The following is a 24,872-nucleotide window of genomic DNA, read 5'->3' as shown; positions in this document are numbered from 1 at the left end:
AGCTCTGTCCGTCATGAACCCGGAGGCCGTCATGGAGAGTCACCCCGTCGAGAACGGCGACCCCGCCGAGCGTGGCGACACCGGCGGGGGAACGGTGACCGAGGTCGTCCTCCCGGGTGTCGTGGAACCCTCCGGCCTGGAGATCCGCGTCCGTCCCGCGCCGCGGGCCGCCGCGGGCGAGGTCGTCCTCGCCCTGGAGGCCTCCGGGGTGTCCTTCGCCGAGCAGCAGATGCGCCGCGGCAAGTACTACGACCAGCCGCCGTTCCCCTTCGTGCCCGGGTACGACATGGTCGGCGTCGTCGTCCGGGCCGGCGAGGGCGTGGACGCCTCCCTGATCGGCCGGCGCTTCGCCGCGCTGACCAAGGTTGGCGGCTGGGCCGGCCTCGTCGCTCTCCCCGTCGCCGGTCTCGTCGAGGTCCCGGGCGGACTCGACCCCGCCGAGGCCGAGACGGTGGTCGTCAACGGCATCACGGCCTGGCAGATGCTGCACCGCGTCGCCCGGGTCCGGGCCGGTCAGACCGTTCTGGTGCACGGGGCGAACGGCGGAGTGGGTTCCACCCTCGTACAGCTGGCCAGGCACGCCGGCGTCCGGGTCATCGGAACGGCCTCGCCCCGGCACCACGAGGCGGTGCGCGCGCTCGGCGCGACACCGCTCGACTACCGCGCCGCCGATCTCCCCGGCCGGGTCCGGGAGTTGGCGCCGGACGGAGTCGACGCCGTCTTCGACCACGTGGGCGGCGACGGCATCGTGGACTCCTTCGGTCTGCTGGCGAAGGGCGGCACGCTCGTCTCGTACGGCACCGCGGCCACCCGGGACGTCGCAGGCTCCTCCAAGCTGCCCGTGCTCCTGCTCATCGGCCGGCTGCTCCTGTGGAAACTGCTGCCCAACGGCCGGCGCACGCACTTCTACAACATCTGGGCGGGCAAGCGCCGTTCAGCCGCCTTCCACGAGCGGCTGCGTACCGACCTCGGCCAGGTGCTCGCCCTGCTCGCCGACGGCGCGATCACCGCGCAGGTGGCGGCGCGCGTCCCGCTCAGCCGCGCGGCGGAGGCCGTACGGCTGGCCGAGTCCGGCACCGTCACCGGCAAGGTAATCCTCGTCCCGGACCCGGCGGACGGCGCGGCGCCCGGCCCTAGGTGACGCCCGCCGGGCAGCCCGGCCCGCGCGACATGCCGTCCGCGGACCGACGGCGCGCAGGTGCCTGTCCCCGCCGACTCGCGGGGATCCGGCCGCTGTTCACCCGGGCCTCACCGCACGCCGTGGACCCTGACCGTCACCGCATGCACGCCGGCGCGCGGTGTGCCGCAGGGGCACCCCTCCGACGAAAGCGGGGTCGCGTGCCAGAACGGCTGGTACGACTTCACGACCGCCGTGGACTCCGCCGCGAGCTGACGGGGGAGGTTCACCGGGCACGTCGAGACGGGCGCGGCGAGCGTCAGCGGCTGAGGGCACGCGGCGGCGGGCCCGGGAACCCGACGCCCTCGTTCACGCGTACAGGTCCGGGCGCGGGGCCAGCTCGACGGTCACCCGGCCGCCCTCCTCCAGGGCCCGGACGCCCGCCTCGGCGACGGCGGAGGCCGCGTACCCGTCCCAGGCGCCGGGGCCGGTGACGCGGCCCTGCCGGGTGGCGTCCACCCAGGACTGCACCTCACGGTCGTAGGCGTCGGCGAACCGCACGAGATAATCCTGCGCCACCTCCGCGTGCGCACCGCCCGCCGACGTCACCACCATCGTGTGCTCGTCACCGATCCGGGCGCTGCCCGACTCGCAGACCGCCTCGCACCGCACCTGGTATCCGAAGCCGCAGTTGACGAAGACCTCGACGTCGACCACGGCACCGTCCGCGGTCTCGAACAGCACGAACTGAGGGTCCAGCAGGCCTTCCGGGGCGTGCGAGGAGGGCCGGGGCCGGAGCACGGTCACGGCCGTGAGCTCCTGGTCCAGCAGCCAGCGCGCGGCGTCGATCTCGTGCGAGACGGAGCTGTTGACCAGCATCGCCGAGGTGAAGTGGGGCGGCGACGACACGTTGCGGTGGGTGCAGTGCAGCATCAAGGGCCTGCCCAGCCGGCCGCTGTCCAGCAGGGACTTCAGGCGCAGGTACTCCGCGTCGTAGCGGCGCATGAAGCCGATCTGGGCGAGCCGGCGGCCGAGCCGCGCCTCCGCCTCCACCACCCGCAGCGCGCCGGCGGACTCCGGCACCATCGGCTTCTCGCAGAGCACCGGCAGCCCGCGTGCGAAGGCGGCGAGGAGAGCGTCCTCGTGCGCCGGGCCGGGGGAGGCGATCAACACCGCCTGCACGCCCGGCGCGTCGAGGGCGGCGACGGCCTCGGCGTGCACCGAGACGTTCTCGATGCCGGCCACGGCGTCCTTCGCGCGGTCGGTCTCGGGGTCCGCCACGGCGGCGACCCGGGCGCCGCTCACCAGCCGGTCGATCCGCCGTATGTGGTCGGCTCCCATGTGTCCGGCACCCAGGACTGCGACACCCAACAGGTCGTTCACGCGTTCCGTACCTCTCCGCCGACGTTCGGTTCTCTGTCCGATTGTCGGTCGGAGTGATCAGTAACGCAGCACCCCGGCGATGCCTTTCGCGTCCCTGAGGCTCCCGTCGGGGACGAAGCGGACCTCGGCGCCCGTCTCCAGGCACTGTTCGACGATCTCGTCGACGATGTCCTCGCGGGAGTCCAGATCACCGCTTTCCGCCGGGACGAGGTGGTCGCCGTCGTCGCGGACCGTCACCCGGTAGTTCTCCTCGACGGCGAGCAGCCGGACGCGGCCCTCGGTCGCGTTCTGCCACACCTCGTCGACGCCGGCGGCGAACTCCTTGCGGCCGAGGGCGGTTTCGAGCTCGCGGGTGACCTCGTCGGCGCCCTTGCGTTCCTCGGCGTTGATCAGCGGGCGGATCGCCTGCCACACGGCTTCGGCGGAGCCGTGCGCCAGCCCGCCGTGCGGGATGTGCGTGGCGTCCTTGGTCACGGTGCCGAGCTCGTCCAGGAGGGAGAGCGCGGCGGTCTCACCGGTGACGTACAGCGGTCGCGGGTTCTCCCGCAGTACCGAGGCCAGGACGGTGTCCGCGTCGCGCAGGAACCGGCGGGTGCCCTCGTCGCGGAAGGTGCTCGGCATGTCGCCGATCTGCTCCTGACGTTCCGCGTCGAAGTTCTCGCGGTCCCTGACCAGCGGGAAGCCTCCCGTGTGGTCCTCGACGACATGGCCTGCGCCGCCGTTCCACAGCGTGACCCGGTCGGCGGCGACGGACAGGACCCAGAACGGGCGCTCGGAGGCCTGTGCGGCGACGAGGTTGCGGGTCAGGAAGGTGTCCGAGAGCACGACGCGCTCGGGCACGGTGCGTGCCAGGGACCAGACCTGGTGTTCGCCGGGTGCCGCGAAGATCACCAGACCGTCCTCGGTATGCGCCAGGTCGACCTCGGACACGGCCCGGTCGAGCTGCTGGAGGACATCGGTGCGCCGCTCGCGGGTGACGGCGGGATCGGCCTCCAGCTGCTTCTTGGCTTCGGCCATCACATTGCGCAGCCGGACCGGATCCTGGGCGTTGTCGGGCTCGCGGCGGTGTGTCGGCGTCAGCACCGACACCGCCGGGTAGGGCCGCGGCCTGCGCAGCTCGGAGAGGGTAGCGGGGCTGAGTGCGTGCTCCATAACAGCACCATAGGACCAATTCCCCTGTCGGGCATTTGGTGCAATTCGTTGCTAGGGTCGCTGCGTCGCCAGATGACGAGGTCCGCATCGTGGTCGCACACGACGATGCCCTTCCCGGCAGGACGCCCATGACGCAGGTGGATACGGCCGCGCAGGCGCCTCCGGCCGCGAAGCTGACCCTGCCGACCCTCACCATGATGGTCGTCGGCTCGATGGTCGGAGCCGGAGTCTTCTCCCTGCCGAGCCGGTTCGCCGAGGAGACGGGCGTCGCCGGCGCCCTCATCGCCTGGGCCGTCGCCGGCACCGGCATGCTGATGCTCGCCTTCGTCTTCCAGCGTCTGGCGATCCGCAGACCCGACCTCGACGCGGGCGTCTACGCCTACGCGAAGGCGGGCTTCGGCGAATACCTCGGCTTCTTCTCGGCGTTCGGCTACTGGGCCAGCGCCTGCTTCGGCAACGTGACGTACTGGGTGCTGATCATGTCGCCTGTCCGAGCTGCGGGTCGTCGAGACCGGCGGAGACGTCTACGCCTCCGAGCGCCAGCAGTGGGACAGCGGCAACAACGCCGTCGCGCTGGAGCCGGGCGTGGTGTTCACCTACGACCGCAACACCCAGACCAACACCCTGCTGCGCAAGGCCGGAATCGAGGTCATCACCATCGTCGGAGCCGAGCTCGGGCGGGGGAGGGGCGGCGGCCACTGCATGACCTGTCCCGTCGTCCGCGACCCGGTGGACTTCTGAGCCCGTCGAAACGGGGGCGTTCAGAACACGTCCGGGTCCGCCGCCCGCCAGTCCGCCCGCCACGACGCGGGCGGCTCGGCCCGCAGCACACCGGGCTCCAGCCACTCGTAGAGCTCCGCGTACGAGCGCACGGTCGCCGCGTCGGTGCGCCGCAGCAGGAGACGGGGCACGAGGCCGGCCGGGTCCCGCACCCCCGCTGCCGCCATGATCCGGCACGCGCTGCGTACGGTCGCCCGCTGATATCGGTGGACCCGCTCGGCCTTGTCGGCGATGTCCAGGGCACGCACCCGACGAGGGTCCTGCGTGGCGATTCCCGTCGGGCAGGTGCCGGAGTGGCAGCGACGGACCTGGAGACAGCCGAGGGCGAGCATCATCGCGCGCGCGGCGTTGGTGTAGTCCGCTCCCTGCGCCAGCCGCCCGACGATGTCCGCGCCGGTGGCGACGCCACCGCTCGCACCGATCCGGACGCGGTCGCGCAGCCCGGCGCCGACCAGCGCGTTGTGCACCGTGAGGAGGCCCTCCGTGAGCGGCGTCCCCACGGCGCCGGGGAACTCCGCCGGAGCGGCGCCCGTACCGCCCTCCGCGCCGTCGACGACGATGAAGTCCGGGGTGACCCCCTCGGCGAGCATCGCCTTGCAGACGGCGAGGAACTGACGGCGCGAACCCACGCACAGCTTGAACCCGGTGGGTTTGCCGCCCGCCAGCTCCCGCATGCGGGCCAGGAAGCACACCATCTCCCGCGGAGTGGAGAACTCCCGGTGGCACGGAGGTGACGCCACGGCCTCGCCCTCCGGAACGCCGCGTGCCCGGGCCACCTCGGCACCGACCTTCACACCCGGCAGGATCGCGCCGGCCCCCGGATGAGCGCCCTGCGAGAGCTTCAGCGACACGCACTTGACCTCGGGCAGCGCCGCCTTGTCCGCGAACTCCCGTGCCTCGAATCGCCCTTCGGCGGTGCGGCAGCCGAAATACCCGGTGCCGATCTCCCAGATGAGGTCCCCGCCGCCACGCAGATGGTGGTCGGACAGGCCGCCCTCCCCGGTGTCCTGCGCGAAACCGCCCTTCGCCGCGCCCCTGTTCAGCGCCAGGACGGCATGCGAGGACAGTGCGCCGAAACTCATCGCGGACACGTTGAGCAGTGCCATGTCGTACGGCTTGGTGCAGTCGGGGCCGCCGACGCGGACCACGGGCGGCTCGGCGGGCACCTCGGCCGGACACATAGACGGTTCCAGGAACTCGTGCCCGCCGGCGTACACGTCCCGTCGGGTGCCGAACGGCTCGGGCGCCTCGGCACCCGCGGCACGCTCGCGCACGAGGGCCACCACCCCGGGGCCGTACGGTCGCCCGTCGTCGGCCCGTCCGGTGGAGCGCCGTCCCGCCACGACGCGCCGGAAGCGGCCGAGCAGGGGGTGGTTCCGCAGCACCGCACGCCCGCGCTGCGTCAGGTCATGCACGGCGAGCGCGGAAAGGGCCAGCAGGACGCCCGCCGCGCACCACCACCACGCCGACACGGCGCATGCCAGGACCAGCGCCCCGGCCGCGCCGAGGGCGACGAACAGCGGCAAGAGCATCCGGCGCACACCACGAGTCAAACCCACCTCGCGGCGCGGGGCGAAAGCTGAGCTGCCGCTCGGGTTGTCCGCGGTCCGGCGACGGCACGCGCCAGGTGGCTGCCGGGAGCCGCTCAGTCCAGGCCGAGAGCCTTGTCCGCGGCCGCCACGGACGGCTTCCACCACGTCGTCACCGGCTCCCACACCAGCACGGCGTCCCCCGCACCCAGTTGCTCCGCGGTGAACGAACGCCCGAACAGGGACGGGTCGGCGGACACGGTGATGGAGTCCAGCCTGCGGGCCTCGGGGTCGGCAAGGTCGGCGATCGTCCGGACGGCCGCGTACGCCGTCCTGCCCGGGCCCAGGCGGTACGGGCCGCTCTCTCCCCCGGGCGTCGGCAGGGCGGCGCCGTCCAGGTCCCCGAAGGTGACGGTGGGAATGCGGTCGACCGTGCAGGTACGGGGGGAACGGTTCGTGACACCGATGTGCGCGACGCGGGCGTCCGCGGTCTGCTCGGCCCGCAGCTGGAGGACCTTCCCCGCACACTTCGCGATCCGGCCGACGGTCTGCTGCGGGGTGGCCGAGCCGCTCTGGGGCACCGCGAGGAGCACAGCGGTGGCGGCGGCCGAGAGGGTGAGGAGGGTTCGGATGCGCATCGGCGGTTCCCCCCTTGAGTCGTCACGAACGTGCGCCGTACCCGGTCCGGGCGGCGCCCTGCCCAGTGTGACCACCGCGGAGTACGAGAGGTTGTAGTCAGCTCGTCCCTGTCACCCGGCCGTGTCAGCGTCACCCGGCCGTGTCAGCGCCGGACCGAGCCGTCAGCGTGCCTCGTCGTCGTCGGACCCGCAGGAACTGCCGCTGCCCGGGAGGGAGCCGTACAGCAGGAAGTCGTCGACCTTCTGGTGCACGCACTTCGACGACGTGTAACCGGTGTGCCCCTCGCCCTTGTTGTCGAGCACGACGGCCGACGGCCCCAGCCGCGCGGCCGTCTCGACGGTCCACCGGTAAGGGGTCGCGGGGTCACCGCGGGTGCCGACGAGCAGCATCTTCGGGGTGTGGACATCGCGCACATGGTCGCGGATGAAGTCGGTGCCCTTGGGCCGGCCGTAGCACAGCATCACCTGGTTGAGCCGGAACGGGCCGAAGACGGGGGAGGCCTCCTCGAAGGTGGCGCGCAGCCGGCTCATGTCCTTCGTGAGCTGGGCGGCGGTGGGCCGGTCGGGGTCGTCCGCGCAGTTGATCGCCATCAGGGCGGCGAGGAGATTGTCGACGGGGACGTCCTCGTCGCCGACGAGGCCGCCGTCCGTGCGGCCCGCCGCGGGTACGCCGGGCAGCGTGATGCCGCCCGACAGCTGGGACAGGGCGTGCGTGTCGCCGTCCTGGATCAGGGCGGCGAGGGCCTGTTCGAGCGCGGGCCACAGCGACTCGCTGTAGAGCGCCTGACTGATCGCGCCCACCAGGTCCTGGCCGGTGAACCGGTCCCCGAAGGCCGACGTGACCGGGTCCCGGTCGAGCGAGTCGACGAGCTGGACGACCTGCTTCCGCGCACCGCGCGCGTCCTGGCCGAAGGGGCAGGCCACGTCCTTGACGCACCAGGTCAGGAAGTCGTCCAGCGCGGTCTGCTGACCCTGCGCGCTCACCAGGGACTGCTCCGTGAGCGGTTCGGTGAGCGTGTCCACTCCGTCGAGCGTCATCCGGCCGGTCTTGTCGGGGAACTGCGCCGCGTACACCGCGCCCAGCCGGGAGCCGTAGGAGAAGCCGAGGTAGTTGAGCTTCTCGTCGCCGAGCGCCTGGCGTATGACGTCCATGTCCCGGGAGGCGTTGATCGTGCCGATGTGACGGAGCACCGGGCCGGAGTGCTTGACGCACTGCTTGGCGTACTGCTCAACCGTCCTGAGCGCGGCCTTGGGGTCGCCCGCTTCGACGGTGGGGTCCGTGGTGGCGGAGATGTCCTGGGCCCCCGCGCCGCAGCTCACGGGCGAGGACCGGCCGACGCCCCGGGGATCGAAGGTCACCACGTCGTAGCCGTTGGTGAGCCCCATGAAATCCTTGCTGTCGGCGGCGAGCTGGGATATCCCGGCACTCCCCGGGCCGCCGAAATTCAGCACGACCGACCCGCGCGACGCACCGGTCGCCCGATATCGGGCGAGTGCCACGTCGAGAGTGCCGTCACCGGGCCGCGCGTAGTCCAGCGGCACGGTCACCTTGCCGCACTGCATGTCGTGGGGCACGCCGGAGCCCGTGCAGGCGGCCCACTTGACCTTCTGCTGGTAGAAACGCGACAGGTCGGGCTGGTCCGCGGCAGCGGCCACCGTGGGGAGGCTCGCCGCGAGCAGCGCGAGCGTCGCGGTCGCGGCTCCGGCGACGGTGCCTCGTTGGTGCACGGACAGCATGCATGCCTCCAGGCTCGCCCCGCGGTGGACCGGCGACACCCCCTCGATCACGATAAGCGGGGCCCCCGGGGCACGCCTCCCGGCGAGCGGCCCGGGCCGATGTGCCTTACCCTTCGCGACCGCTCCTGTCACAATCCGTCACGACCTGGCACGCGCGCGTTCGAAAACGGTGACGCTCGATGGAGTGAAAGACCGATAAGCCATAACTCGGATGGTTCTCCTGCGTTTTACGCGATGCGGGTGAGTGCCCGCGACGATGTCTGGAAGGCAGGAAACCTATGAAACGGGCTACCCGAAATGGGTTGATCGCCGCGGCTGCCGCCTCGGGTGCGCTCGCCGTGACGATGCCGGCGCACGCCGACTCCACGGCGGACGGCACCGCGGCCGGCTCGCCGGGGCTGATCTCCGGCAACACCGTCCAGCTCCCGGTCCACGTTCCCGTGAACGCGTGCGGGAACACCGTGAACGTGGTCGGACTGCTCAATCCTGCGGCGGGCAACAGCTGCGCCACCAGGAGCGAGGGGGGAGCGGCGACGGAGACGGGGGCGAGCTCGACACACGGCGGCGCGGTCGCCGAGGGCGGCGCAAAGGATTCGCCGGGGCTGCTGTCGGGCAACGGTGTGCAGCTCCCGGTGGACCTGCCCGTGAACGTCAGCGGCAATTCCGTGAACGTCGTCGGGGCGGGCAACGCGGCCGTGGGCAACGAGTCGACGAACACCTCCGGCGGCCGTCCCGAGCAGCCGGCCACGCCGACGCCGCCCCCGCCCAAGGCGCACCCCCGCCCCGTGGTGCCCCAGCAGGTCCCGGGGCAGCCGGTGCCCGCCCTCGCCAGCACCGGCGCGGACCAGACCGTACCCGCGATCGCCGCGGGCGCCGCACTGCTGTTGGGCGGAGCCGTCCTGTACCGGCGCTTCCGGCCCGTCGCGGTGCGCTGATCCACGGACACCGACAGAAGGCCCCACCGGATCCGTGACCGGTGGGGCCCGAGCGGAGTCCGGCGGACGGGAGACCCCGGGTGCCTCAGAGTGAGGCGTACAACAGTTCGAACGCCCTCGGCTGCCGGTCCGCCTCGGCCCGGCCCTGTGGCCCGGTCCGGCGCAGACCGTACCGGCCGAGAGCATCGCGGTCCCCGCGGAACGCGGCGCCCGCCTGCCTGCGCGGACAGACGGTGTACGGATGGTCGGGCGGCGACGCGAGCCTGCTCGGGCCACCATGTGGCCGCCCTTGAAAGAGGGGCCGTCCGCCCCGCGGTCCCCGCTTTCGCACGGTTCCCGCAGTAACCCGTCCGCGGTGTTGGGCTCGGGGGACGCGGTGGCGTCGCGTCCGCGATCTGCCGCGCCGCGCTCGGGCTCGCGCCGTCACCGGTCGCGCGGTTCAGTTCGCTCCCGGAAGCCGGTCTCGTGACGTGACCGCGTCAATGGAGCGGGTGGCGGACCGGCCGCCGGGTGCGACTTCCTCGCGGAGGATGCTGTACCGGACCCCGTCACGCCACCGTCCGTCGCGGAACACGACACTGCGAAGCACCCCCTCGCGGGTGAATCCCGCCTTCTCCAGGGCGCGTTGCTCGGCGATGTTCTCCGACTCGGTGTCGGCCTCGATGCGCTTCACGAGCGTGTGGGCGAAGAGGTAGCGGACGAGCTGCCGCTGGGCCTCGGTCCCCACGCCCTTGCCGCGAGCGTCCGGCAGCAGGGCGATGCCCATGTTCCAGTAGTGCGTGGTCCGGCTGGAGGCGATCTTCCGCCAGGCGACGAATCCCAGCCGCTCGGAATCCCGCACCACCATGAGATGGCCCGCGTCCTCGGTGATGAGGCCGGTGTCCGCCCACTGCCGCCGCCAGCGCCGGATGTCCCACCAGCCGAACCACTGGAAAGGGGTCGACACCTCGGGCTCCGTCAGGAACCGCTCCAGGACGGGCAGGTCGTCCTCGGTCACCGGGCGCAGGGCCACGTCTTCGACACTCATGACGGCAAGCCTAGGCCGCCCGTGGGGCAACACCCGTGAGAACAGCATGGGTTGGCGCCGTCGCCCGCGCCCTTGGGTCTCGTTCGCCGGACTGGCCGAATCTCTCCCGGTGCCGGACGGTCGCGCTGCGACCGGTACGGAGATCGGGAAGGATGCTGCGCGTGCGGCAGACCACCGCACCGAAGCGACCCCGTACGGAATGGAGCGCCCACATGACCTCTCCGGGACCGGAGCACCTCGTCGTCGCCCAGGCCTCGATCGACGACTGGAAGGTGGTCGGCGAGTGGGCGGCGGACGAGGGGTGGAATCCCGGGCTGTCGGACAGCGCCAGCTTCTTCGCCCAGGATCCCGAGGGCTTCTTCATCGGACGCATCGGCGGCGAGCCCGTCTCGGCCGTCTCGGTCGTCAACTACGGCGCCGACTACGCATTCCTGGGCTTCTATCTGGTACGGCCCGACCTGCGCGGCCGCGGCTATGGCCTCGCGACGTGGACGACGGCCCTCGCGCACGCCGGCGGCCGTACCGTCGGCCTCGACGGCGTGGTGGCGCAGCAGGACAACTACCGTCAGTCCGGCTTCGAACTCGCCTACCGCACGGCCCGATTCGGCGGGATCGTCCCCGAGGGCGAGGCGCCCACGGGAGTCAGGGCCGCCACGGACGCGGACCGCGCGGCCATCACGGTGTACGACAGCGCCTGCTACCCGGCCGACCGTCCGGTGTTCCTCGACTCGTGGCTGACCGGTCCGGGCCACCGCACCTTCGTCCGCACCGCCGCGGACGGGCACCTCACGGGGTACGCCGTGATCCGTCCGGCCCGTGACTCCCTGCGGGTCGGCCCGCTGTTCGCCGACACCCCCGACGACGCCCGGGCTCTGATCGCCGCGCTGGCCGACGACGCCGCCGGCCGTCCGATCGCGGTGGACGTGCCCCGGACGAACACGACGGGTGTCGCTCTCGCGGAGGAACTCGGCCTGACGCCCTCCTTCGAGACGGCCCGCATGTACACCGGACCGGTCAGGCCGTTCGCCGCAGAGCGCGTCTATGGAGTGACCACGCTCGAACTCGGCTAGTCCGCCGCCGGATCCGCCGGGTCGGCCTCTCAGCCGGCGAGTTCGCGGGCGCGACGTGCCGCTTCGCCCACCGCGCCGCGGTGCACCGGTCCGTGGCCCGGCAGCAGGACGTCGGCGGAGAGGGACTCGATGCGCGCCAGGGAGGTGCGAGCGGCGTCGCGATCGGTGTCGAACATCGCGGGGAGCAGCTGCGGGCCACGCCCCCGTGCGGTGGGATGCGCGGTGACGAGGGCGTCACCGGAGATCACGATCCCGGCGTCCGGCAGATGGTAGACGCAGTGCCCCGGCGTGTGGCCCGGGGTGTGCACCGGAACCGGACGGCCGGGCAGATCCAGCGGTCCCTCCTGGGGGAACGCCTCGGGCTGCGTCATCCGTACGTCCGCCTTGCCGCCGGACCGCAGGGCGTGCACCGCCCACGGCAGTACCCCGGGGCGCCACCCCTGGCGCAGCACCTGTCCCACACTCACCTGGTGCAGGAACTCACGGCGCGCGTGCGGCACTTCCGCCTCGTGCATCAGGACCGGGACGCCGAAGGTGCGGTTGAGATGGTCGGCGGAGCCGAGATGGTCGTTGTGCGCGTGTGTGACGAGGACGGCACGGACGGCCTCGGGCGCGTGGCCGAGCGCTTCGAGGGACGCGAGGAGTTCCCCGCGGTCGCCGGGATATCCGGTGTCGATCAGGGTGGCTGAGTCGCCGTCGCTCAGAACCACCCAGTTCGTGTTGCTGCCGTGCACCAGGTGCACTCCCTGGGCAGCCTCGACGATCGTATTCTCGCGCATGACCATCCCGACGTGTGAGACCTGTGCGCGGCCCGAGCCGCAGTGCCGGGAAGACGCTATCGCGGCTGCTCACCAGCGCCGACAGGGGTGTGCGCGCCGTGTCCGGCACGGCGCCTGACCTGCGTCGATGCCGACAGGCGGGGCGCTGCCCGCGGCCGACACGGTGGCGAGCCGTGCGGATGCTGCCCCGCGGGGGTGAGGGGGCCGCTCGACCGGGCGGAGACCGGCACCTGGTGAGGCGGCCGTTCGGCACGGCAGGGACCGGCGGTGGAGCGGCGATCGCCGGTCGCCGGTCGGTCGGCGGTCCGTCGCCGGTCGGCGGTCGGCCGTCCGAGGATATTCCGGTGCGGGGCGGGGCCCCGCTTCCCTAGACTCCTCACACATTCGCGCACCGCCGCATCGGCGCCGCGCATCGTGACGAGTGAGGGGAGCCGGGCCGTGCGTGACCGCACCGCTGTCGTGGTTCCCCCGTCGCTGTACGAGGTGATCCTCGTGTCCTCGTGGGCCCGGTACCCGCTGCGCGGCCGGTACCGGAGGCCCGAGACGACCGTCTGATCTCCGCCCCTCGCCCTTCACGCCGACAGGTGTCACCGCCCGTCGGCCCCGCGCGTACGCGGCAGCCTTACGCCTGCCCAGGTGTACGCCCGCCGACGGCCCGGTCCGTCGGCGCCGAGGCGGCGGCATGCGCGCGCCGCGTCACGGCGCGGTGCGCAGATCTCCCGCGGCCCGAACCAGGGGCCGCCGTCCGGGAATCGCGCCGCCCGATCCGGACCACCCGAAAGGCCATGCGCCGTGCGCACCGACCTGCACCGTCACCTGACCAGCCCGCTGTCCACCGTCCGCAATCTGGGCATCCTCGCCCACGTCGACGCCGGCAAGACCACCGTCACCGAGCGGATCCTCTACGCCACGGGCACCACACACAAACGCGGAGAGGTGCACGACGGCACCACCGTCACCGACTTCGACTCCCAGGAACGCGATCGTGGCATCACCATCTTCGCCGCGGCCGTGAGCTGTGCCTGGGACGGCCACCGGATCAACCTGATCGACACACCCGGCCATGTCGACTTCTCCGACGAGGTGGAGCGCTCGCTCCGGGTCCTCGACGGCGCGATCGCGGTGTTCGACGCCGTGGCGGGTGTCGAGCCGCAGAGCGAGTCGGTGTGGCGGCGGGCCGCCCGGCACGGCGTCCCGCGGATCGCCTTCGTGAACAAGCTGGACCGCGCCGGGGCCGACCTCGACGCGGCCGTCGAGTCGATCCGGCAGCGGCTCCATCCGGCGCCGCTCGTCGTCCAGTTGCCGATCGGTACGGAGGACACCTTCACCGGAGTGGTGGACCTGCTGCGCATGCGTTCCCTCGTGTGGGCCGACGGCGTCGACACCGCCGAGGAGGGCCCGGTGCCGGAAGCCCTGCTGGACGAGGCACGGCGGCGCAGAAGGCTCCTCGAAGAGGCGGTGGCGGAACTCCACCCCGCCGCGCTGGAGGAGTTCTGCACCGACTCCACCGTGCGGGCCTCCACACTGGCCTCGGCGCTGCGCGACCTGACCCGGACCGGAGAGGGCGTCGTGGTGCTCTGCGGCTCGGCCTACCGCAACCGCGGTATCGAACCGCTGCTGGAGGCCGTCGTGGCGTATCTGCCCTCGCCGCTGGACGTGCCCGCCGTACGCGGCACCGGCGCCTACGCGGGGCAGGAGCGGGCCGCCGACCCCGAGGAGCCGTTCGCCGCCCTGGTGTTCAAGGTCAACGCGACGGCGACCGGCAGGCTGACGTACGCGCGGGTGTACTCGGGAACGATCCGGAAGGGAGGGACCGTGGTGGACGTGGGCGCACGGCGCACCGAACGGGTCAGCCGCATCCTGCGGGTCCGGGCCGACCGGTACGCGGAGCTGGACACGGCCGTCGCCGGCGACATCGTCGCGCTGATCGGGCCGAAGTCCGCGCACGCGGGGGCGACTCTGTGCGTCCCGTCGGCTCCGCTGCTCCTCGAACCGCCCGCGGTCGCCGAACCCGTGGTGTCGGTCGCGGTCGAGGCGCGCCGGGCCGTCGACACCGACCGTCTGGTGTCCGCGCTCGCGCGGCTCGCGGAGGAGGACCCCTCGCTCGTCGTCCGTACCGACCCGGAGACCGGTCAGACGACGCTGTCGGGCGTGGGGGAACTGCACCTGGAGGTCGCGGTGGAGAAGATCCGGCGGGCCCACGGCCTCGAGGTCGCCGTCGGCCGCCCCAAGGTGGCCTACCGGGAGACCGTCGTGCGCGGGGTGTCCGGGCTGGTCTACCGGCACGTCAAACAGGACGGCGGTGCCGGCCAGTTCGCCCATGTCGTGCTCGACGTGGAACCGCTGGAGGCCGCGCCGGGCGACGGCGGCCACAGCGCGGCGGGCTTCGAGTTCCGTTCGACGGTCGTGGGCGGCCGTGTGCCGCGCGAGTACGAGCGCGCGGTGGAGGCCGGCTGCCGGGACGCCCTGACGGAGGGGCCGCTGGGCGGTCATCCCGTGACCGGGCTGCGGGTCACCCTGTCCGACGGGGCGACCCACTCCAAGGACTCCTCGGAGATGGCGTTCCGCACGGCCGGCCGTCTCGGGCTGCGCGAGGCGCTCCGGGCCGCCACCATGGCGCTCCTGGAACCGGTGGCCGAGGTCACCGTCACCGTGCCCGACGAGGCGGTGGGCGGCGTGCTCGGTGATCTCGCCGCACGGCGCGGACGGGTCTCGGGTTCGCTGACACGGGCGGACGCGACGGTGATCACCGCCACCGTGCCGCTGGCCGAACTCTTCGGCTACGCGACCCGGTTGCGCAGCCGCACCCAGGGCCGCGGCGTGTTCACCGCCCGGCCCACCGGCCACGCGCCCGCACCGGGCACGGCGTCCGTCGAGACGCCGGCCCGGTGACACGGGCGGAGCGGTCCTGCCCCGACGCGGGGTCCAGGACCGCTCCGCCTCGGACGTCCTGGCGCGGGGCGTCGTGACGCCCCGCGCCGCGTCCGCGACGCCCCTGGGACCGGGTCCCGCGCGGCGGCCGGACGAAGTGGAGCTCCAGCGCGGCCGGCGGCTCGGCGACGCCGGGCCCTCCGGCCGTCGCCCAGCCGATCAGCTCCTCGGCGCAGTCCTCGTCCAGGGCGAGTCCGATCCAGGCGGCCCGGCCTCCGCCGCGCCGCCCCGCGGCCGGCGGCCGCACCACGACCACGTTCGCCTGATTGTTGACGATCTTCACGAGCGGCACCCTGCAGGTACTGACCGCCACCGGCTGACCGGAGGGGGCGGGGGAGCGCGCCCGGGCGGGGTCGCGCGGCCCCGGCCGGGCGCATACGTGCCTCGGGCCGGGGCGGCCGCCCACAAGGTGAAATCCCCGTTGCCCCGGGCGGCTCCCGGGTGCTGGAGTGAGCCCATGGATCACGCTGCGGTACTGGCCCTGTTCGACCGGGACATGCGGGAAGGGGCGCGGCCCGACGCGCCGGGCGCGCGGGTCGAACGCGCCGGCAAGGTGGTGCGCCAGACCGGCGCCGAGCACGGCTGGAACGGAGTGGTCTGGTCGGACCTGGACGAGACGACGGCCGACGCGGCGATCGCCGACCAGATCCGCCACTTCACCGGACTTCGGCGGGAGTTCGAGTGGAAGCTGTACGGGCACGACAAGCCCGAGGACCTGGGGTCCCGGCTGCGCGCCGCAGGCTTCACCGCGGAACCCGAGGAGACTCTGATGGTCGCCGGACTGGGCGACCTGGCGCTGGACGCCGAACCGCCGGAGGGCGTACGCCTGCTGCCCGTCACCGACCGGGCGGGCGTCGACCTCGTGGCCGAGGTCCACGAACAGGCCTTCGGCACGGACGGCACACGGCTGCGCCACCAACTGCTCGCCCAGCTCACCGGCGAGGCGGACACGGTCGTCGCCGTCGTGGCGCTCGCCGGCGACGTGCCGGTCAGCGCGGCCCGCATGGAGCTGCTGCGCGGAACCCGGTTCGCCGGACTGTGGGGCGGCGGCACCGTCCAGGCCTGGCGCGGCCGGGGCATCTACCGGGCGCTCGTCGCCCACCGCGCCCGGGTGGCGGCCGACCGCGGCTACCGCTACGTCCAGGTCGACGCCTCCGGCCAGAGCCGCCCCGTCCTCGCCCGGCTGGGCTTCCAGCCGCTGACCACCACCACGCCGTACGTGTACGCGCTCTGAGGTGCTCCGGGCATGGACGCTCCGTGCCCGGAGGGTGACGCCCGAGGCCCGTGCGGGTGAGCCGCCGCGAGCGATGTCACGTTCCGGCAGCCGCCCTCCGTCGTACGGGCATGACGACGAACCAGAGCATCCTCCTGGCCGGCGCGAGCGGCGTTCTCGGCCGGCACATCACCAGGGCCCTGACCGAAGCGGGCCACCACGTCACCGGTCTCGGCCGGGGCACCGGCAACGGCGTCCGCGCCGACCTGATGGACCGCGACGCGCTGCTGCGAGCCGTCGACGGCCGGCACTTCGACACGGTCGTCCACGCCGCGACCGCCCTGCGCAAGGCACCCCTGCGGCACCGGGACATGTACGCGACCGACGCGCTGCGCACGGAAGGCACCGCACATCTCGTCGAGGCCGCGCGCGCGACCGGCGCACGGCGGTTCGTCACCGAGTCGATGATCTTCGGGTACGGATACGGGGACCACGGCGACCAGATCGTCACCGAGGACGTCCCCTTCGGACCGCCCGGCGCCACCGCGCAACTGGAACGGCACATCGCGGCGATGCGCACCAAGGAACGGCTCACGTTCGAGGCCGAGGGACTGGAGGGCATCGCGCTGCGCTTCGGTCTCTTCTACGGTCCCGGCGGCACCGACGGCATCGTCTCGATGCTGCGCAAGCGGCAGCTTCCCGTCGCCGACGACCGGGGCCGCGTCCTGCCGTGGATCGACCTCGTGGACGCGGCGGGCGCGGTCGTCGCGGCCGTCGAGCGCGGGCGCCCCGGCGAGGCCTACAACATCGCCGACCGCACCCCGCTGGGCTTCGCCGCCCATGTCCGGGCCGTCGCCGCACGGTTCGGCCTGCCCGCGCCGATGACCGTGCCGCGCTGGGTGATGAGGCCGATGTCGTACGCGCACACGATGACGGGGACGTCGATGCGGGTCTCCTCCGAGAAGGCGGAACGGGAACTGGGCTGGACCCCGGCCCATCCGTCCAGCCAGGAGGGCCTCGCCGCGCTGGAGGACCTTGCAGCGTAGGCCGCCGGACCGGCGCCGCCGCACGGCAGGCGCCGCTCCGGCGGGCGGTCGGGCGGGGCGCCGCGGATCGGGCACCCCGCCGCCGGCCGCGCGCCAAGGGCGCGCCCGGATCAGAGGTCGAGCTGGTACTCCACCGCACTGTGCGTGGGCAGATAGCCGAGTGCGTCGTTGATGCGGCGCATGGGCGCGTTGCTGTCAGCGGTGTCGGTGAGCAGTCCGCCGAGTTCGGGGTGGTGCCGACGGGCCAGGCGGATCGACTCGGCCTTCATCCAGAGCCCGAGGCCGTGGCCCCGGTGCTCGGGGAGCACACCCGTGCCGTAGTGCTGGGCATCGCCGCGGCCGTCGCCGGGCACGACGAGTTCGCAGAAGCCGACGACCGAGCCGTCCGAGCCGTCCGAGCGGTCCAGCACCGCCACCGTGTGCAGCGTCTCGCCGCGCTTGGCGACCGCCTCGGCCGCCGACACGACCCGGTCCACGTCCCACACGACGGTTCCGTAGTCGGTGTCGTCCATCGGCATGTCGTCCATGGCGCGCCGCGAGTGTGCGAACGACAGCGCGAGGCCGGACGGCACGACGCCTTCCCAGTGGGTCAACGCGTAGTCGGGGTGCGGGCGTTCGGCGATCTCGGTGATGCTCGCGACGTCCGCGTCCGCCATCGGGAGCCGCGCGTACGTCAGCGCGAGCACCCGGCGGAATCCGCGCGCCGCCAGGAACAGGTCGCCGGGCGAGCCGGCCTCGGCCTGGGCGACGAGCGAGCGCCGCCCCTCCTCACGCGCCGCCGAGACGGCCGCGTCCAGCAGCCGGCCGCCCACTCCCTGCCGCCGCTCGGCGGGGTGCACGGCGATCTCCAGCTCGGCGAGGTGGGACTGTCCCTCCCTGGTGAACAGCCGGAGGAAGGCCGAGCCGACGGGGGCGCCGTCGGTGCCGGAGGCCAGCCACGCGAGGCGTCGGCTGGAGGGTGTGGTCTCGGGGTCGGTCAGCGGTGTGACGCGTGGCGGCAAGATCTCTCCGTGATGTCGGGCGTGCGGTGCGAAGCCCGCAGAAACTAGCCCTGCGGGTGCGCGCTCCGCAACGGAATTGAGCGCGCACCACGGCATGCGGCTCGTGCACTCGCAAGGCCTCGCCGGTCAGCGGCGTGCCCTCGACCGGTCCAGAGCCGCGACGCCCAGAGCCGCGAGCCCGATCTGGATGAGCCATTCGATCCAGTCGACGCCCTTGGTGTCGGCAACGTCGAAGGCGGCGGCGAGCGCCGAGCCGATCAATGCCGCCACAATGCCGACGACGATCGTCAGCAGAAGGCCGATGCGCTGGCGGCCCGGGACGACGAGCCGTCCCAGCACACCGATGATGATGCCGATGACTATGGCACTGATGATGCCTGAGATCTCCATCTCCGCCCCTCTATGTCGGTTCCCTGCGGTTATCTAGTGCCCCCTGGAAGCCGAGGCAGTCCCGCTCCGGTGCCGCCTGCCTCGGATCGGGTTCCGCCTCGGTTCCTGTTCGGCGACCGACTAGTCATGTACCGTTCAAAAATCTGTCGCGTGGTGGACGGCCACCCACCGTTCTACGCGCGCAGACTTGGCGCCCGCACCGCCTCTCCCCACCCCACTCGGAGGTTCGCCGGATGCTCGGACTCAGACGTTCCCGCCACAGAATCACCACGCCGCTGGCCGTGTTCGGACTCCTCGTCACGGGCGCCGCCGTCCAGACGGCCGGCGCCGCGCCCGCCCAGGCCGCCACCCCCCACCGCGTCCTGTTCGACAACGCCCACGCCGAGACGGCGGGCAACGCCGACTGGATCATCTCCACCGGCCAGCCCGACCCGCTCGGCCAGGACTCCTCCCCGTCCGCCGAGACGGACTGGACCGGCGCGCTGTCCTCATGGGGCGTGACACTGCAGAAGACGGGCGACTACAGCCTCAAGACACTGCCTTCGGGGGCGAGCCTCACCTACGGAGGCTCTGCCGCGACCGACCTGAAGAACTTCGACGAACTGGTGCTGCCCGAGCCCAACACGTTGTTCACCACGACGGAGAAGACCGCGATCATGACGTTCCTGAAGAACGGCGGCGGTCTGTTCATGATCTCCGACCACACGGGCGCGGACCGCAACAACGACGGCTACGACGCGGTCGAGATCTTCAACGACCTGATGACCACGAACAGCGTCGACAGCACCGACCCGTTCGGCTTCTCCGTCGACACGCTGAGCATCGGCTCCGACTATCCGAGCGCCGTCACCGACAGTACGAACGCCGTCCTGCACGGCTCGTTCGGCCCCGTCACCAAGAGCCTGATCGCGAGCGGTACCACCGCGACGCTGAGGCCCGCCGACAACCCCACCGTCAAGGGCCTGCTCTACCGCACCGGTTACTCCGGCAACACCGGCGCGTTCTTCGCGACGAGCACCTTCGGCAGCGGCCGGGTCGCGTTCTGGGGCGACAGCTCACCCATCGACGACGGCACCGGTCAGTCCGGCAACACGCTCTACGACGGCTGGAACGACTCCGGAGCCACCAACGCCGCGCTGGCCCTGAACGCCACCGAGTGGCTTGCGGGCGCGAGCGGCAGCGGCGGGGGCGGCGGCACCTGCACGGCCTCCCAGCTCCTCGCCGACCCCGGCTTCGAGTCCGGCGGCACGTCCTGGAGCGCGAGCAGCGGGGTGATCACCACGGACACCGGCGAGGCCGCCCGCACCGGCTCGTACAAGGCGTGGCTGAACGGCTACGGCTCGGCGCACACCGACACCCTCTCCCAGTCGGTCACCGTCCCGTCCGGCTGCTCGGCGACCCTGAGCTTCCACCTCCACGTGGACACGGCCGAGACGACCATCAGCACGGCGTACGACACCCTCAAGGCCCAGGTGCTGGACAGCGGCGGAACCGTGTTGTCGACCCTGGCCACGTACTCGAACCTGAACGCCGCCTCGGGCTACACGCAGCGCACCTTCGACCTCGGCACCGCGTACGCCGGGCAGACGGTCACGATCAAGTTCACCGGCACGGAAGGTTCCGTGCTCCAGACGTCGTTCGTCATCGACGACACGGCCCTGAACGTGAGCTGACCCGGAGCGGGCGAAAGGGCGGGCCCGCGGTATCGGGCCCGCCCTTCTCCTCCTCCTGCGTCCTTCCCTCTCCTCCTGGTGCTCCTCCTCGTGCTTCCCGTCTAGGCCGCTGGGACGGTGTTGTCAGGTGTGTTCCAGCCCGAGACGCGGATCCGCGGAGCCGAGCCCCGCAGATCGGCCTTCCGATAGGTCACCGTGAGTGTCGTGGACTCGCCTGGCCACAGGCTGACCTGGTTGTCGGACCACTCGGCCGGCAGCACCGGCCTGCCCTCGGCGTCCACCAGATGCACATCGGTGAGCAGCGAGGGGGTCTTTCCCGTCCCCGTGTTGCGCAGGGTCACCCTGGTTGTCGCGATGCCGTCGGACCCGGCGTCGGTGGACGCCGACGCGGAGACCGGCACTCGTGCCATCGAGCCGAGGCCCTTGAGGTCCGCGTAGCTCGTGGTCGGCGTGTAGTACCAGTCGGTGCCGGCCCAGTCGAGGGTGTCCGGTTTCGTCGACAGCCAGTAGACGTTGCGGCTGACCTCCTTGCCCCGGGAGTCGGTCAGGACCAGTCGGGCGAGATACGTCGCGGACAGTCCGCTCACCGAGGACGGCACCGTGAGAGCGGTGCTGTGCGCCCCGTCGCCGGCCACGTCCACACCGGTCGCCGTCCGGTCGTACTTCTGTGTGCCGTCGGTGTTGAAGAGCGTGACCCGGGCCGTCAGCCCGGACGCCGGCTCGTGCCGGTTGTTCACCACGACGACGGAGCGGTCGTCGTACGAGTACTGGACGTGCAGCGGCTCATTGGCCTTCTTCGCGCCGAAGTAGGCGCCGCCCTGGTCCAGGTAACGGTCCATCAGCTGCCAGTGCAGTGACGTCCACCCGCTGTTGAGCATCCAGTACACGACGCCGGTCGAGGGCTTCGAGGCGTCCGTGGCGTTGCGTCCGTACGCCTCGAACTGGGCCCGCACGTTCTCGTACTGGGCGAGCTGCGCCTTGCGCACGTAGTCGGTCAGGCCGGTGGGGGCGCCGTAGCGTCCGGCCAGGGCCTTGTCGTAGATCTTCAGGGTGGCGAAGGTCGACGACGGCGAGCGGTGGTACTGCTTGGCGCCCGGGTCCTTCCAGAGCGTGTCCAGTTCGGCGGGCGACATCATGCGCCGCAAGGTGTCCAGGGTCGGGATGTCGGGGCCGGCGCCGGTCTCGGAGTTGAAGCCGGTGGCTCCGCCCTCGCGCTTGGCGTACCAGTAGTTCGGCGGGATCCAGTCGTAGGGCCCGGTCATCTTCATGCCCGAACTGCCGGTGACGGGGGAGGACTTGTCGCTGGCCGCGGGGACCACGGGCGTCGGCCAGTCGGCCGCGTGGAGCGCGTCCAGGTAGTTCTTCTCGATCGTGGCGTCCGGCGCGGCGTCGCTGCCGATGAGGAAGGAGATCACGCTCGGATGGGAACGCAGCCGTGCGGCCTCGGCGGCCATCGACGCCTTGGCGACGGGATAGTCGGCGGCCGTCCAGGGCTCCCCGGCCTCGCCGCTGTCGGCGTTGCCCTCCCACTTGGTGCAGCACTCCCAGCCGGGCAGCGTGAGGACGCCGTACTTGTCGGCGAGGTCGAAGAACTCGTCCGGCTCGATGTGCCCTTCCAGCCGGACCGTGTTGAGCCCCAGATCGAGCACGTACTTCAGCCGGTCCTCGACGTAGGTCCGGTCCCAGCGCAGGAACTCGTCCGGCGACCAGCCGCCGCCCTTGATCAGCAGTCTGCGGCCGTTGATGCTGTACTGCCGTGCTCCGTCGCGGTTCAAGGGAGCCTTGACCTCGCGGATGCCGAAGTCCTCGTGCGCGCGGTCGGAGCGCTCGCCCGCGACAAAGACGCTCAGATCGAGTCCGTACAGGGGCTGTCCGCCCATGCCCGCCGGCCACCACACCTTCGGTGCCTTCAGGTGCAGGCCTGGGGAGTCGGCCGGGGTGAAGGTGACCGTCCTCGTCTCGTGCGGGCCGAGCGGGACGGTCCGGGCGAAGACCGCGGGGCCGATGCTGCCGGAGACGGTGGCGGTCACGGCCTTGTCCGTCTCGTTGCGTGCCCGCGCCTTCACGGTCAGGTCCGCGGAGGCGAGCGAGGGCACGTCCAGCCTGGTGACCACGTGCGCGTCGCGCAGTGCGACCGGCCCGCCGCGGCGGACCAGGACGTCCCGGACGATGCCCATGTTCTGGTCGGGCGGCGGTTGCAGCCAGTCGAGCCAGCCCATGGTGAGCATCTTGGTGGGGTCGTTGGGCTGGATCCGGAAGGCGACGGTGTTGGTGCCGGCCCGCACCAGCGAGGTGATGTCGAGCTCGTGGTGCGTGTAAGCGCCCTTCACGTCGGAGGTCCTGGCGACCTGCCGGCCGTTGACGTACACGTCGGCCGCGGAGATCACACCGCTGAAGTCCAGATAGCTGCGCTCGGAGGTGTCGTCGACCGTGAAGTCCGAGCGGTACCACCAGGGCAAGGCGAAGTCGGACTTCGGGATCTTCCGAAGATTCGTGGAGTGGAACGGATCGGCGTACTTCCCGTCGGCGAGCAGAGCCGCGAGCACCGTCGAGCGCGGGCCGGCGGGTACCCAGCCGCGCGCCTGATAGCCGGGGCTGGACACCTTCGCCGGTGAGTCGGTGACCTGGGCGCTGGACCGGATCGCGTAGCCGCCGAGCGCGGTGGCGCTGCCGGGGGAGGAGGCCACCTTCGTCACGGGGGACCGCTGCGCCGGGCGCACGGTCGCCGGCCTGTCGCCCTCGGCCCACGCGCACGTGGACAGGGCGCACAGGGCGCACAGGGTGACAGTGGCCGTGGCGAGACGCCGTCTTGCGGCACGGCGGTGGAACACGGTGGTCTCCTTGGGGGTGGGGGAGCATCCGCGCTGCGACACTGCGAGAGTCAGCTCAAGTTAGGAAACTTTACTAACTGCGCCCACAAGCTAGGCCGGTGAGTAATTCATGTCAATCACCGCGAGGTCCGGTGCCGTCCGGGCGGCGGAGCACGGCTCGGTTGCCGTATCGGCGCTGCCGGTGCCGGTGAGTGCCCGTCAGCAGGGCTGCCACCTGCGGGAAATGCACCTGGCGCGATATGCGGGTCGCTGTCGGGAAGCGGGCGCGACGAGGGGAAGGCACCACCTCCACCGGGACGTGATTCGTCGTCAGGAACCGCGGCTCGTGCGGGGAGAGCGTCGTCCACAGGAGACGAGGATCCGTCAGGAAGCCCGCCGCCGGGCGGAGTGCGCGGAGGGACGATCTCGCTCAGGAAGCGGAACGACGCTCGAACACCACGTCGCGCGCGGTGCCCAGTGCGGTCGCCACGGCCCCCAGCAGCACCGCATCCTCGCCCAGCCGTCCGGGCACGATCCGCGGGCGCAGCGGTGTCAGCGTGCGCAGCGTCTCGCGTATGGGGCGCAGCAGGAGGTCGACGCTGTGGCCCACCCCGCCGCCCAGCACCACCAGATCGGGATCGAGCACCGCCGCCGCGGCCGCCACCGTGTGGGCGATCCGCTCGCCCTCCAGCCGGACCGCGTCGACCGCGGCGGGAACGCCCGCGCGCGCCGCGTCGAAGACCGCCTTCGCGGTGAGCTGCCCGGTCATGCCGAAGTGCCGGGCGGCCTCGACCACGGCCACGCCGGAGACCGCGTCCTCCAGCGTCTCCGGCTTCTGCCGGCCCGGCCAGGGCAGGAAGCCGATCTCCCCGGCTCCGCCGTGCGCCCCGGTGAACAGCCGCCCCTCGTTCACGACACCCATCCCGAGACCCGTCCCGATCATGATGTACGCGAACAGCCGGCTGCCCGCGCCCACCCCGTAGGTGTACTCGCCCAGGGCCGCGAGGTTGGCGTCGTTGTGCACCTCCAGCGGAATGCCCAGCGCCTCGCGCATCCGGTCGAACAGACCGGCGCGTCCCCACCCGGGCAGGTGCATCGCGTAGCGCACCCGCCGCTGCGTCTCGTCGTACACGCCGGGCGTGCCCATCACCGCGTGGGCCACCTCGTCCGCGCCGACGCCCGAGCCCGCGACGACCTGGTGGGCGGTGGCGACCACCAGGTCGGCCAGTGCGCCGGAGGTGCGGGCCCGGTTGCGTACGTCGGTCCGTGCGATCACGGCGCCGTCCAGGTCGGCGACCGCGACGCGCAGCCACCCGCGCCCGATGTCGATGCCGAGGGCGTGACCGGCCGAGGGGTCGGGGGCGTAGAGGACGGCCACCCGGCCGCGCTCGGGTGCGTGGGTGCCGACCTCGTGGACCAGGCCCGCCCCGGCGAGGGCCGCGAGCGCGCTGGAGACCGTCGGCTTGGACAGGCCGGTCTCGCGGGCGAGCTGGGCGCGTGAGGCGGCGCCGCGCGTGCGCAGCCGGTCCAGCAGCAACCGCTCGTTGGTGCTGCGCAACCGCCTGCGGTTCCAAGGCTGTTCCGGCTGCTCTGCGACGTCACGGGCGGGCATCGCACCATTCTCACGCATGCGGGTCACCCTCTTGACGCATCTAGTAAGG

At 72.3% G+C, this 24,872-nt stretch carries 19 protein-coding genes and 2 pseudogenes; 9 read left to right on the top strand and 12 right to left on the bottom strand.

The genetic code is table 11. From position 1 onward, the window contains the following. Window positions 1-13: 13 nt before the first annotated feature. Window positions 14-1,141 carry a medium chain dehydrogenase/reductase family protein gene (locus tag H305_RS0105290; RefSeq protein ID WP_234020626.1) on the top strand — a complete coding sequence of 376 codons (1,128 nt, stop codon included), beginning with the start codon at window positions 14-16 and terminating at the stop codon, window positions 1,139-1,141. 345 nt (window positions 1,142-1,486) lie between these two features. Here the strand turns inward: H305_RS0105290 and H305_RS0105280 are convergent, their stop codons facing one another. Then, window positions 1,487-2,500, bottom strand: coding sequence for a Gfo/Idh/MocA family protein (locus tag H305_RS0105280; protein WP_028799496.1), 1,014 nt, complete (start codon window positions 2,498-2,500; stop codon window positions 1,487-1,489). A gap of 57 nt (window positions 2,501-2,557) precedes the next feature. Beyond that, window positions 2,558-3,652: a chemotaxis protein gene (locus H305_RS0105275; RefSeq protein WP_028799495.1), complete on the bottom strand. Its 1,095-nt coding sequence runs from the start codon at window positions 3,650-3,652 to the stop codon at window positions 2,558-2,560. Window positions 3,653-3,780: 128 nt separating this feature from the next. Here H305_RS0105275 and H305_RS50150 point away from each other — a divergent pair. Together H305_RS50150 and H305_RS50145 are read left to right on the top strand one after the other, a co-directional pair. Then, window positions 3,781-4,149: pseudogene (locus H305_RS50150) on the top strand (amino acid permease); the annotation flags it as partial. Next, window positions 4,139-4,393 (top strand): annotated as a pseudogene (locus H305_RS50145) (arginine deiminase family protein); the annotation flags it as partial. The pseudogenes H305_RS50150 and H305_RS50145, both read left to right, overlap by 11 nt. Before the next feature lie 20 nt (window positions 4,394-4,413). On the opposite strand, the gene H305_RS0105265 reads toward H305_RS50145, so the two are convergent. From H305_RS0105265 to H305_RS0105255, 3 genes are all read right to left on the bottom strand, one after another. Continuing rightward, window positions 4,414-5,964: an FMN-binding glutamate synthase family protein gene (locus H305_RS0105265; protein WP_199791344.1), complete on the bottom strand. Its 1,551-nt coding sequence runs from the start codon at window positions 5,962-5,964 to the stop codon at window positions 4,414-4,416. Window positions 5,965-6,077: 113 nt separating this feature from the next. Then, window positions 6,078-6,599, bottom strand: a complete 522-nt coding sequence (locus tag H305_RS0105260) for a DUF4232 domain-containing protein (RefSeq protein WP_028799493.1) — start codon at window positions 6,597-6,599, stop codon at window positions 6,078-6,080. 162 nt (window positions 6,600-6,761) lie between these two features. Further along, the gene (locus H305_RS0105255) at window positions 6,762-8,336 is read right to left on the bottom strand and encodes an alpha/beta hydrolase (protein WP_028799492.1); all 1,575 of its coding nucleotides are present in this window, start codon (window positions 8,334-8,336) and stop codon (window positions 6,762-6,764) included. Window positions 8,337-8,614: 278 nt separating this feature from the next. On the opposite strand from H305_RS0105255, the gene H305_RS55965 reads away from it, so the two are divergent. Next, a complete protein-coding gene (locus H305_RS55965) occupies window positions 8,615-9,271 on the top strand; it encodes a chaplin (RefSeq protein WP_028799491.1) in 657 nt (218 codons plus the stop codon). Window positions 9,272-9,710: 439 nt separating this feature from the next. Here H305_RS55965 and H305_RS44525 read toward each other — a convergent pair whose 3' ends face one another. Continuing rightward, window positions 9,711-10,298 carry a GNAT family N-acetyltransferase gene (locus H305_RS44525; protein ID WP_078628884.1) on the bottom strand — a complete coding sequence of 196 codons (588 nt, stop codon included), beginning with the start codon at window positions 10,296-10,298 and terminating at the stop codon, window positions 9,711-9,713. 212 nt (window positions 10,299-10,510) lie between these two features. On the opposite strand from H305_RS44525, the gene H305_RS0105240 reads away from it, so the two are divergent. Beyond that, window positions 10,511-11,368, top strand: a complete 858-nt coding sequence (locus H305_RS0105240; RefSeq protein WP_028799490.1) for a GNAT family N-acetyltransferase — start codon at window positions 10,511-10,513, stop codon at window positions 11,366-11,368. A 29-nt stretch (window positions 11,369-11,397) separates the two neighbouring features. Here H305_RS0105240 and H305_RS0105235 read toward each other — a convergent pair whose 3' ends face one another. Further along, window positions 11,398-12,147, bottom strand: a complete 750-nt coding sequence (locus H305_RS0105235; RefSeq protein ID WP_028799489.1) for an MBL fold metallo-hydrolase — start codon at window positions 12,145-12,147, stop codon at window positions 11,398-11,400. A gap of 792 nt (window positions 12,148-12,939) precedes the next feature. On the opposite strand from H305_RS0105235, the gene fusA reads away from it, so the two are divergent. Further along, window positions 12,940-15,039: an elongation factor G gene (gene fusA / locus H305_RS0105225; RefSeq protein WP_028799488.1), complete on the top strand. Its 2,100-nt coding sequence runs from the start codon at window positions 12,940-12,942 to the stop codon at window positions 15,037-15,039. Here fusA and H305_RS55960 read toward each other — a convergent pair. Then, entirely contained in the window at window positions 14,972-15,361 is a 390-nt protein-coding gene (locus H305_RS55960; protein ID WP_158690476.1) for a hypothetical protein, read from the bottom strand. The two genes, fusA and H305_RS55960, sit on opposite strands and share 68 nt — an antisense overlap. 174 nt (window positions 15,362-15,535) lie before the next feature. Between H305_RS55960 and H305_RS0105215 the strand changes: the two genes are divergently transcribed. Further along, complete coding sequence (locus H305_RS0105215) at window positions 15,536-16,312, top strand: GNAT family N-acetyltransferase (protein WP_028799486.1); 777 nt, start codon at window positions 15,536-15,538, stop codon at window positions 16,310-16,312. Between the two features lie 110 nt (window positions 16,313-16,422). Continuing rightward, a complete protein-coding gene (locus H305_RS0105210; RefSeq protein WP_028799485.1) occupies window positions 16,423-17,337 on the top strand; it encodes an NAD-dependent epimerase/dehydratase family protein in 915 nt (304 codons plus the stop codon). Between the two features lie 110 nt (window positions 17,338-17,447). On the opposite strand, the gene H305_RS0105205 is transcribed toward H305_RS0105210, so the two are convergent. Both H305_RS0105205 and H305_RS0105200 read right to left on the bottom strand, forming a co-directional pair. Next, entirely contained in the window at window positions 17,448-18,338 is an 891-nt protein-coding gene (locus tag H305_RS0105205) for a GNAT family N-acetyltransferase (RefSeq protein ID WP_028799484.1), read from the bottom strand. Between the two features lie 126 nt (window positions 18,339-18,464). After that, window positions 18,465-18,728, bottom strand: coding sequence for a GlsB/YeaQ/YmgE family stress response membrane protein (locus H305_RS0105200; RefSeq protein WP_028799483.1), 264 nt, complete (start codon window positions 18,726-18,728; stop codon window positions 18,465-18,467). A 233-nt stretch (window positions 18,729-18,961) separates the two neighbouring features. On the opposite strand from H305_RS0105200, the gene H305_RS0105195 reads away from it, so the two are divergent. Next, window positions 18,962-20,401: a hypothetical protein gene (locus H305_RS0105195; protein WP_028799482.1), complete on the top strand. Its 1,440-nt coding sequence runs from the start codon at window positions 18,962-18,964 to the stop codon at window positions 20,399-20,401. 101 nt (window positions 20,402-20,502) lie between these two features. On the opposite strand, the gene H305_RS0105190 is transcribed toward H305_RS0105195, so the two are convergent. Next, entirely contained in the window at window positions 20,503-23,232 is a 2,730-nt protein-coding gene (locus H305_RS0105190) for a glycoside hydrolase family 2 protein (protein WP_028799481.1), read from the bottom strand. A gap of 409 nt (window positions 23,233-23,641) precedes the next feature. Further along, window positions 23,642-24,823 (bottom strand): ROK family protein, encoded by a 1,182-nt coding sequence (locus tag H305_RS0105185; protein ID WP_028799480.1) that lies wholly within the window; start codon window positions 24,821-24,823, stop codon window positions 23,642-23,644. Between the last annotated feature and the right edge of the window lie 49 nt (window positions 24,824-24,872).

It is taken from the genome of Streptomyces sp. 142MFCol3.1, assembly GCF_000424945.1.
Taxonomy (GTDB): domain Bacteria; phylum Actinomycetota; class Actinomycetes; order Streptomycetales; family Streptomycetaceae; genus Streptomyces; species Streptomyces siamensis.
Note: the sequence above shows the minus strand (reverse complement) of the source record. Positions and strands in the feature narration are given on the sequence as shown.

Bases quoted from the DNA above. Each gene is read 5' to 3' on its own strand.
- H305_RS0105260 (WP_028799493.1), bottom strand. From the start codon at position 6,599: ATGCGCATCCGAACCCTCCTCACCCTCTCGGCCGCCGCCACCGCTGTG.
- H305_RS0105200 (WP_028799483.1), bottom strand. From the start codon at position 18,728: ATGGAGATCTCAGGCATCATCAGTGCCATAGTCATCGGCATCATCATC.
- H305_RS0105240 (WP_028799490.1), top strand. From the start codon at position 10,511: ATGACCTCTCCGGGACCGGAGCACCTCGTCGTCGCCCAGGCCTCGATC.
- H305_RS0105290 (WP_234020626.1), top strand. From the start codon at position 14: ATGAACCCGGAGGCCGTCATGGAGAGTCACCCCGTCGAGAACGGCGAC.
- H305_RS0105195 (WP_028799482.1), top strand. From the start codon at position 18,962: ATGCTCGGACTCAGACGTTCCCGCCACAGAATCACCACGCCGCTGGCC.
- H305_RS0105265 (WP_199791344.1), bottom strand. From the start codon at position 5,964: ATGCTCTTGCCGCTGTTCGTCGCCCTCGGCGCGGCCGGGGCGCTGGTC.
- H305_RS0105235 (WP_028799489.1), bottom strand. From the start codon at position 12,147: ATGCGCGAGAATACGATCGTCGAGGCTGCCCAGGGAGTGCACCTGGTG.
- H305_RS44525 (WP_078628884.1), bottom strand. From the start codon at position 10,298: ATGAGTGTCGAAGACGTGGCCCTGCGCCCGGTGACCGAGGACGACCTG.
- H305_RS0105210 (WP_028799485.1), top strand. From the start codon at position 16,423: ATGACGACGAACCAGAGCATCCTCCTGGCCGGCGCGAGCGGCGTTCTC.
- H305_RS55965 (WP_028799491.1), top strand. From the start codon at position 8,615: ATGAAACGGGCTACCCGAAATGGGTTGATCGCCGCGGCTGCCGCCTCG.
- H305_RS0105215 (WP_028799486.1), top strand. From the start codon at position 15,536: ATGGATCACGCTGCGGTACTGGCCCTGTTCGACCGGGACATGCGGGAA.
- H305_RS0105255 (WP_028799492.1), bottom strand. From the start codon at position 8,336: ATGCTGTCCGTGCACCAACGAGGCACCGTCGCCGGAGCCGCGACCGCG.
- H305_RS0105275 (WP_028799495.1), bottom strand. From the start codon at position 3,652: ATGGAGCACGCACTCAGCCCCGCTACCCTCTCCGAGCTGCGCAGGCCG.
- H305_RS0105185 (WP_028799480.1), bottom strand. From the start codon at position 24,823: ATGCCCGCCCGTGACGTCGCAGAGCAGCCGGAACAGCCTTGGAACCGC.